At 73.1% G+C, this 5,188-nt stretch carries 4 protein-coding genes and 2 pseudogenes; 4 read left to right on the top strand and 2 right to left on the bottom strand.

The window, feature by feature from the left end; all coding sequences use genetic code 11:
- The 3 genes and pseudogenes from ABZ923_RS40865 to ABZ923_RS40875 all read left to right on the top strand — a co-directional run.
- On the top strand, positions 1–732 hold a 732-nt coding region (locus ABZ923_RS40865; protein WP_361483383.1), incomplete at its 5' end, for a cbb3-type cytochrome c oxidase subunit I.
- Positions 729–1,067 (top strand): hypothetical protein, encoded by a 339-nt coding sequence (locus ABZ923_RS40870; protein ID WP_361483386.1) that lies wholly within the window; start codon positions 729–731, stop codon positions 1,065–1,067. The genes ABZ923_RS40865 and ABZ923_RS40870, both read left to right, overlap by 4 nt.
- A gap of 161 nt (positions 1,068–1,228) precedes the next feature.
- A pseudogene (locus ABZ923_RS40875) lies at positions 1,229–2,463 on the top strand (glycosyltransferase).
- A 31-nt stretch (positions 2,464–2,494) separates the two neighbouring features.
- On the opposite strand, the gene ABZ923_RS40880 reads toward ABZ923_RS40875, so the two are convergent.
- Both ABZ923_RS40880 and ABZ923_RS40885 read right to left on the bottom strand, forming a co-directional pair.
- Positions 2,495–3,520 (bottom strand): alcohol dehydrogenase catalytic domain-containing protein, encoded by a 1,026-nt coding sequence (locus ABZ923_RS40880; RefSeq protein WP_361483389.1) that lies wholly within the window; start codon positions 3,518–3,520, stop codon positions 2,495–2,497.
- Between the two features lie 117 nt (positions 3,521–3,637).
- Positions 3,638–4,300, bottom strand: coding sequence for a TetR/AcrR family transcriptional regulator (locus ABZ923_RS40885; protein WP_361483392.1), 663 nt, complete (start codon positions 4,298–4,300; stop codon positions 3,638–3,640).
- A 142-nt stretch (positions 4,301–4,442) separates the two neighbouring features.
- Here ABZ923_RS40885 and ABZ923_RS40890 point away from each other — a divergent pair.
- Positions 4,443–5,188, top strand: a pseudogene (locus tag ABZ923_RS40890) (YncE family protein); the annotation flags it as partial.

Raw genomic sequence — 5,188 nt, forward strand, 5'->3', positions numbered from 1 at the left:
TACGTCACCGGCGGTGTGCTGCTGCCGTTCTTCTCCTTCATGACGTTCCTGATCGCCGTCCCGACCGGCGTGAAGTTCTTCAACTGGATCGGCACCATGTGGCGGGGAAGTCTCTCCTTCGAGACGCCGATGCTCTGGGTGACGGGCTTCCTGGTCACCTTCCTCTTCGGCGGGCTGACCGGCGTGATGCTCGCCTCCCCGCCGATCGACTTCCACATCTCCGACTCGTACTTCGTGGTGGCCCACTTCCACTACGTGGTGTTCGGTACGGTCGTCTTCGCGATGTTCGCCGGCTTCCACTTCTGGTGGCCGAAGATGACCGGCAAGATGCTGGACGAGCGCCTCGGCAAGATCACCTTCTGGACGCTGTTCACCGGTTTCCACGGCACCTTCCTGGTCCAGCACTGGCTGGGCGCCGAGGGCATGCAGCGCCGGATTCCCGACTACCTCGCGGCCGAGGGGTTCACCACGCTCAACACGGTCTCCTCGGTGTTCTCGTTCCTGCTCGGCGCCTCCCTGCTCCCCTTTCTCTACAACGTGTGGAAGACGGCCAGGTACGGCGAGCCGGTCGGCGTGGACGACCCGTGGGGGTACGGCCGTTCGCTGGAGTGGGCGACCTCCTGTCCGCCGCCGCGGCACAACTTCCTCGTCCTGCCGCGGATCCGCAGCGAATCCCCGGCGTTCGACCTGCACCACCCGGACGTACGGGAGAAGGAGGTGACCGCGCCGTGACGGCCCACGACGAGCGGGACCTCGTCCGGCAGGTCGAGGGGCATCTGCTGCTGGCCGCCGCACGGGAGGAGGGCCGTACCGCCGCGGCACGGCTCGGCTCCCGGCTGGGTTGGCTCACCGAAAGCCAGCGGCAGGACGTGGAGCGGCAGTTCGAGGCCGAGTATCTGGCGCTGGCCCGCCGCTCGTGGGGCCGCACGGCGGAGCGGGCGGAGGAGCTGCGGCAGGCGTACGAGGCTCGGTACCGGGCGCTGCGCGGACGGCTGCTGGCCTGCTGTGTGCTGGGGTGCGCGCTGCTGGCGGCGGCGGTCCTGGTGCTGTCCGCCGCCGCCTGGTGACCTGGTTCGGAGAGGCGTGAGCAGTAACTGGGGGCCGACCGCAGAGCCGCCCGGGGGGTGAAGTCAGGGGCTGCGGCAGGGTGAACCGGGCCCGGAAAGCGGGTCGTTGGGGTACGGGCCCGCGCGGACCGGCCATACTGGCTGTCGTGCGCGTTGCGATCATGACGGCGGGTTCCCGGGGCGACGCCGCCCCCTACACCGGGCTCGGGCACCGGCTCGCCCTGGCCGGGCACGAGGTCACCCTGGTCACGCACGGCCGCTTCGAGCCACTGGTAGCCAGCTCCGGCGTACGGTTCCACGCGCTGCCGGTCGACCCGCGGGCGGAACTGGAGTCCCCGCGCGGCCGGGGCCTGCACCGCAGCACCAGCGGCGCCGGAAAGCTGCTGCGGGTGGTGGAGCTGGCGCGGCACCTGGTCGGGCGGATGACCGAGGACCTGCTGAACGCGGCCCGGGACAGCGATGTCCTGCTGCTCTCCGCCTCGCTGGCCCCGCTCGGGCACACCATCGCCGAGGGGCTGCGACTGCCGAGCCTGGGCGTCTATCTGCAACCCGTCGCCGCGACCCGGGAGTTCGCCCCCGCGGTGCTGGGCGGCGGGTCCTGGGGCGGGCCGGCCAACCGGATCGCCGGGCAGGGGGTGAGCCTGGCCGTGGAGCACGTCTTCGCCGGCGCGGTACCGGCGCTGCGCGCACGGCTCGGCCTGCCCCCGCTGCGGACCGGTGCCGCCCGGCGGGCCCGGGAGCGGCGGCTCTGGCCGGTGCACCACGGCTTCAGCCCGCTGGTGGTGCCCCGGCCCGGCGACTGGCGGCCAGCCTGTCGGTGGACGGTTACTGGTGGCCGTACGACACCGGGACCCGGCTCCCCCGGCAGCTGGAGGAGTTCCTCGACGCCGGGCCGCCGCCGGTGTTCGTCGGGCTGGGCAGCGCCACCGTGCCGGACGCGCGCGGGCTGAGCGCGCGGGTGGTGGCGGCGCTGCGGCGGGCCGGGCTGCGCGGGGTGGTCCAGCGCGGCTGGGGCGGGCTCGCGGCCGACGGGGACGACATGCTGACCATCGGCGAGGTGCCGCACGCGGTGCTCTTCCCGCGGATGGCCGCCGTCGTGCACCACGCGGGCGCGGGCACCACCGCGGCGGGGCTGCGCGCCGGGGTGCCCGCCGTGCCGGTGCCGGTCCAGTTCGACGCGGGTTTCTGGTCCGCCCGGCTGGTCGCCCTGGGCGTCGCCCCGGCTGTCGTACCGCTGCGCCGCCTGACCGTGGACGCGCTGTCCGCGGCGCTGGTCCGGGCCACCCGGGACCCGGCGTACCGGCGGCGCGCCGACGCCCTGGCCGCCCGCCTCCGCGCCGAGGACGGCACGGCACCGGTGCGCGCGGCGCTGGACCGGCTGGAGCCACGGCCGTAGGACCGCGCCGGTCGGCGGTGGCCCCGGGGCGTCAGCCCATGGTGAGCACCATCCGGAAGCGGGCGGCGCCGGAGAGCATCCTGTCGTACGCCTCTCCGGCCCGCTCCAGCGGGACGGTCTCGGTCATCGGGCGGATGCCGTGCAGGGCGCTGAACGCCATGGTGTCCTCGACGTCCTGGGAGGTGCCGGAGGCGTGCCCGCGGACCACGCGGCTGCCCAGGATCACCTGGAACGGGCTGATGCCCAGCGGCGCGGTGTCCGCTCCGATGACCACCAGTTCCCCGCGGTGGGTGAGGCCGTCCACGGTGGCCGATATGGCCTCGGACTTCCCGGCGGTGGCCAGCACGACCGTGGCCCCGCCGAGGGACTGCAGCGCCTCGGCGACCGGAGTGCCGGACGTGCTGTCCACGTAGTGGTGGGCGCCGAGCTGCTTGGCGAAGTCGGCCTTCTCGGCGCCCCGGGCGATCGCCACGGTCTCGAAGCCCATGGCCACCGCGTACGGGACGCCGAGGTGACCGAGGCCGCCGAGGCCGAGGACCGCGACCAGGTCCCCGGGCCGGGCCGAGCTGCGCCGCAGCCCGTTGTACGTGGTCACGCCCGCGCAGGCCATGGGGCCCGCGTCGGCCGCCGCCACCGCGTCGGGAATGCGGGCCAGGGCGTCGACGGGCGCGATCACCTTCTCGGCGAATCCTCCGTCGTAGGCCCAGCCGGGCACCTTGAGGGTGGTGCAGTCGATGAAGTCGCCCTGCCGGCACGGCGTGCAGTGGCCGCAGCTGCCGCCGAACCAGCCGACCGCCACCCGGTCGCCGGCCCGGTAGCCCCATTCCTCGGTGCCCTCGCCCAGTTCCTCCACGCGTCCGGCGATCTCGTGCCCGGGCACCACCGGGAACGTGACGCCCGGCACGCCGCCGCCCACGAAGAGGGTGTCGCTGTGGCAGATCCCGCACGCCTCGACGGCGATCCGCACATGGCCGGGTCCCGGTTGCGGCACCTCGCGTTCGACCAGTTCGAAGGTACCGTCCGGCTCGGTCACCTGCGCGACTCGATAGGTGCTCATGGGTCTCTCCGGAGTACGGGTGCGTACGGATACGACGGTCCCCCGCACCAGCAGACCAGCTCGGGCCCGATCCCGCGCGCCGAACCCGGGCGCACCCCGCTGACCTGGGCGCCCCGGTCAGGGGTGGCCGGGGCGCCAGCCCTCCGGCCGGAGCATCCCCAGCAGCAGCCGGACCAGCTCGTCCACCACCTCGTCGAGCGTGGCGTCCACCCAGCCGGCGGTCCAGTCGTGCAGCAGTCCGTTGACACTGCCGATGAAGGCCGTCGCGGCGAGGCGGTAGTCGCGCGGCGCCGCCTCGCCGCGGGCCACGGCCGCGTCCGCCTCGGCGCGGATGAGGTCGACCCAGCGGGCGCGGCGGGCGAGCCGCTGCTCCTCCAGGCGGGGGCTGACCCCGATGATCTCCACGAACGCGATGCGGATGCGGCGCGGGTCGCAGGTGACGTCGCGGGCGTAGGCGCGGAAGAGCACGGTGGCGCGCTCGGCCAGCGGCAGGTCGTCCGCGGTGGCGAGGGCGGCCAGGACGGCCTGCTCGGCCCAGCCGTTGACCTCCAGGTGCAGCGCGGCGAGGACGTCCTCCAGGGTGCGGAACTCTTCGTAGAACTGGCGGGTGGACAGGCCCGCGGCCTGGCTGAGCGCGGCGACCGTGGTGCCGCGGTAGCCGGGCGTGTCGCCGAACAGGCGCAGGGCGGCGTCGAGGAAGCGGCGGCGCCGCTCGGCCTGCCGTTCCTCGGCGGACCGGCCGCCGTACCGTCCCGTCGGTGCTCTGAGCCTGCCCCCCACGCGTCCGCCTCCGTCGCCTCGCCCGTCGGGGCCAATCTTGTCGTGCACACATCTTGTCGAGAAGGCCGCCCCCTCCTTACTTTTCAGTAAGTTCACTGTGAATGCGCGTGTGTTCAGATTCCCCCGAGGAAAGAGAGCCGTCATGCCTGCCTTCAGAACCAGGCACCTGTGCTCCGTGGCCGCCGCCCTCGCCCTGACCGTCGCCGGCCCGGCGACCGCCGCCTCCGCCGCCCCCGACGGCCTGCGCGAGGTGCTGTTCGTCGGCAACAACTGGGACGGCACCGCCGATGTCATCCGCTCCTCCGGCGACTTCGCGAAGGTGGGCCGGATCAACGTCATCCCCGACAGGGACGCGCGGATGGCCGAGATCAACGCGGATCCGATCAAGTGGATCTACTTCCAGGCGATCCGCAACAGCGTCGGCGAGGGCCACGACCAGTTCGCCGACGACATGTACTCGACGCCGGACGGCCGCTCGGTGGTGGTGTCCCGGCCGAGTTTCGCGGACGTCGTCTCCATCGATCTGGCCAGCGGAAAGGTCAACTGGCGTTTCCCGGTCGCCGGTTACCGGGCCGACCACATGGCGGTCTCCCCGGACGGTACCCGGGTGGCGGTCTCGGCCTCGACCGCCGGCACCGTGCACGTGCTCGACATCGTCACCGGCAGGCAGCTGGGGTCGTTCGCGACCGGCGACAAGCCGCACGAGAACATCTTCACCAAGGACGGCAGGTACATCTGGAACATGTCCATCGGTGACGTCAACACCGCTCTGGACGACCCGGGCTGGGACTGGACCAAGGGCGACCGGCGCATCACGGTCGTGGACGCGACGACGTACCGGCAGGTCGAGGTCGTCGACATGCGGCAGCGGCTGGACGCGTTCGGGCT

It is taken from the genome of Streptomyces sp. NPDC046881, assembly GCF_040645015.1.
Lineage (GTDB): Bacteria > Actinomycetota > Actinomycetes > Streptomycetales > Streptomycetaceae > Streptomyces.

Excerpts from the sequence above, each read along its gene's own strand:
- ABZ923_RS40880 (WP_361483389.1), bottom strand. The coding sequence starts at position 3,520 with ATGAGCACCTATCGAGTCGCGCAGGTGACCGAGCCGGACGGTACCTTC.